The organism is Luteolibacter algae (genome assembly GCF_042683045.1).
Classification (GTDB): domain Bacteria; phylum Verrucomicrobiota; class Verrucomicrobiia; order Verrucomicrobiales; family Akkermansiaceae; genus Luteolibacter; species Luteolibacter algae.
Genome location: NZ_JBHUIT010000035.1, coordinates 1 through 3,391 on the forward strand (window position 1 = coordinate 1; position 3,391 = coordinate 3,391).

Annotated in this window: 1 pseudogene; it reads left to right on the forward strand. The window is 59.5% G+C overall.

The window, feature by feature from the left end:
* Window positions 1–135: 135 nt before the first annotated feature.
* Window positions 136–3,391 (forward strand): annotated as a pseudogene (locus tag ACFSSA_RS15705) (hypothetical protein); the annotation flags it as partial.

Sequence of the window (3,391 nt, forward strand, 5' to 3'; positions counted from 1 at the left end):
GGTCCGGCTGTTTCATTCCACATGACCTACCGGCAGAGGAGCGAGCAGGTCATGGACGCGTCGATGTATGGCTTCGGCCCGAAGTGGACGTGGAACTGGGCTTCATACCTCCAGCAAACTGACAGTGCGGGAAATATGGTCGTCTTTTTGCCCGGAGGCAGACGCGAGTCGCACAGGCTGGATGCGGGAACGGGACAGTTCATCCGGCAGGCACGCAGCCTTTCGGTGTTGGTAAAGGTGTCGGCCAGCCCGCTGGTTTACGAACTGAGGAGCAACGACGGTTCGAAGCTCACCTATTCGCGGGTGGTGGGAGCCTCGCCCTATCCGAAACTTCTTCTGACCGGGATCTCCGACCAGCTCGGCCACACGGTAACGCTGTCCTATGATGGTTCCAGCCGCCTCACGGGCATCACCGACGCGCTTGGGCAGACCTCGAACCTGTATTATACAAATGCGACGTTCCCGCATCTGGTCACCAAAATCTCCGATCCGTTCACCAGCGGAGGGCAACGCCGTTCGGCCCTTTTCGAATACAGCGCTTCGGGCAGGCTTGTGAAGATCACCGATCCGATGGGCATTGAATCCTCCTTCGGCTACGACGCGCTCCAGCCGGACTTCATATCCAGCCTGAAGACCCCCTATGGGGTCACCACATTTACGACCAACGAGACCACTTCGGGCGGAACACAGTTCCTGGAAGTCACCGATCCGCTCAACCGCAAGGAGCGTGTGGAATACCGTCACAGCTTCGAAGGTATCCTGCCCGCTTCAGACCCGGCCGAAGAACTGCCCGATGCCGGTCTCATCGCGAGTAAGAACTCCTATCTGTACTATGGCAATACACTTTACTGGGACAAAAAAACCTACGCGCACCATACACCCGACCCGGACACCGGACTGAACTACGACAAAGCCACACGCTACAAGTGGATGTGGCATCCGACCGTCTCCTACCGACCTATCGGAGCCCTTTCGAGCTTCAAGAAACCCTTTGAAAGCCGGATCTGGTATGAATATCCGGGGCAGACCATCGGAACCTACGGGATCGCGATGGGGGACTCCGAGCAACCTTCGAAAATTGGCCGCCGTCTCGGTCCGACTGAAACGCAGGTCGACCAGTATGAATACAACGACCTGGGGAACGTCACCAAACACACCGACACCCTGGGCAGGATCACCGAAAGCGCGTATGCCGCCAACGGCATCGACCTGCTCTCCGTCAAGCAGTGGAACGGTGCCGCGTTTGAAACCCTGTCGTCGTTCACTTACGCGTCGGCCCATCTTCCAGCGACCATCACGGACGCTTCCGGCCAAGTTACCAGCCTGACCTGGAACGCCAACGAGCAGATCGAAACCGTGACCCAGCCCGGTGCGCTGGTCACCACCATGAACTATGATGTGAACGGGTTCCTCACCTCTACTGACGGCCCGCTCGCAGGTGCCTCGGACAGCACATCCTACACCTATGACCTGTATGGTCGCACCCGCACGGTGACCAGCCCCGGCGGGCACACGCTCACCTACGATTACGACGGATTGGACAGGCCTACTCTCGTCACCTACCCGGACACCACCACCGAGCAGTTCGCTTACCAGCGTGGCAACGGTAACCAGATCCTCGACCTGACCCATTACAAGGACAGGGAGAACCGCTGGACTCTCTTCGGCTATAATGCTCTTCGCGAGCGCGTCTCCATCCTCGATCCGCTTCAACGCTCCACCATACTGAACTGGTGTTACTGCGGAGCCTTGCAGGATCTTTACGACGGCGAAGGAAAACGCACCCACTGGGACTATGACATCAGTGGGCGAATGCTCCGCAAAAAATACGCCGACGGCCGTGAAACCAACTACACCTACGACCTCGCCGGACGGCTTTCGACCGTCACCGATTCCCTGGATCAGGTGAAAACCCTCAGCTGGTTCAAAGACGGGAACCCCGCCGGGATCACTTACAGCGGTTCGGTGCATCCCACACCGAACGTTTCCTACACATACGATCCTGTTTATGGTCGTCTCAGTAGCATGACCGACGGAACCGGTCTTACCAGCTACACCTACCACCCGGTGGATGGCGCCACCTTCGGAGCGGGCGGCCTGCACACCATCGACGGCCCCCTGGCCAACGATGTCATCGCCTACACCTATGATGCCCTAGGCCGCCTCAAGACCCGCTCGATCAACGGAGCCGCCAACACCGTCACCATCGACAATTATGACGACCTGGGCAGGGTAACCCAGCTCACCAACCCGCTTGGAACCTTCACCCACGCCTACGATGCGGTAAACCTGATGCTCGAATCGGTGTCCGCCCCCAACGGGCTGACCACAAGCTTGTCCTACCTTGATGCGATCGGGGACTTCCGCTTGGAAAGCATCACCCACCAGACCGGCGGAGCCACAGCCCTGTCCTCAAATGCTTACGCCTACAGCCCCAACGGAAACATCAAGACCTGGGCACAAACCATCGGAGCGGCAGCGGCCAACACATGGGAAATCGCCTACGACCGTGCCGACCAGCTCGAAGCTGCCACCCTCACAGACCCGGCCTCCGCCATCCTTGCGCAACACGCCTGGCGTTACGACAAATCGGGGAACCGCACCAGCCGCCAGAACAGCGCGCAGATCACCAGCACCGCCGTCAACAACGTCAACCAGATCACCTCCGAAGAAGCCGGAGGCTGGATGCGGGTGCGGGGTGAAACCGACGAGCCGGCCAACGTGAAAGTCCGCTCCAATGCCAACCCCTTCATACCCGCCACCACCGACGCGGACGACGGATTTAGCGCCTGGGTGGAAACCGATCCCGGCAACAACACCATCACCATCGAGGCCACCGACACCAGTCCCAACGCCAACCCGCAGACCAGCACCTATTCGGTGGATGTGACCGGCACCTCCCGCACGCCCGTTTACGATGCCAACGGGAACCTAACCGACAACGGCACCGGCCAGACCTACGAGTGGGACGCGGAGAATCGTTTGCTGGAAATCACATACGCCGACAACAGCACCACCGCGTTCAGCTACGACGGCTTAAGCCGTCGCATCCGGCTGATCGAGAAAGACCCGCTCGGCACGACCATATCGGACAAACGCTACCTCTGGGACGGAGGTAACCAACCGGCCGAGGAGCGGGATGCCACCGGCTCCACCGTCCTAAGACAATACCACGCCCAGGGGGAACACGTCCCCACCGCCACCGCTCCGCTCGACAAGCTCTTCTACACGAAAGACCACCTGGGCAGCGTGCGCGAGCTTACCGATGGCACCGGCACCCTCGTGACTCGCTACGCCTACGACATGTGGGGAAAACGGGTAAAAGCCGCCATCGGCATAGATACCCAAGGGCAACCATTTTATGGAACTACAGAGACAGAAGTGGGCTACA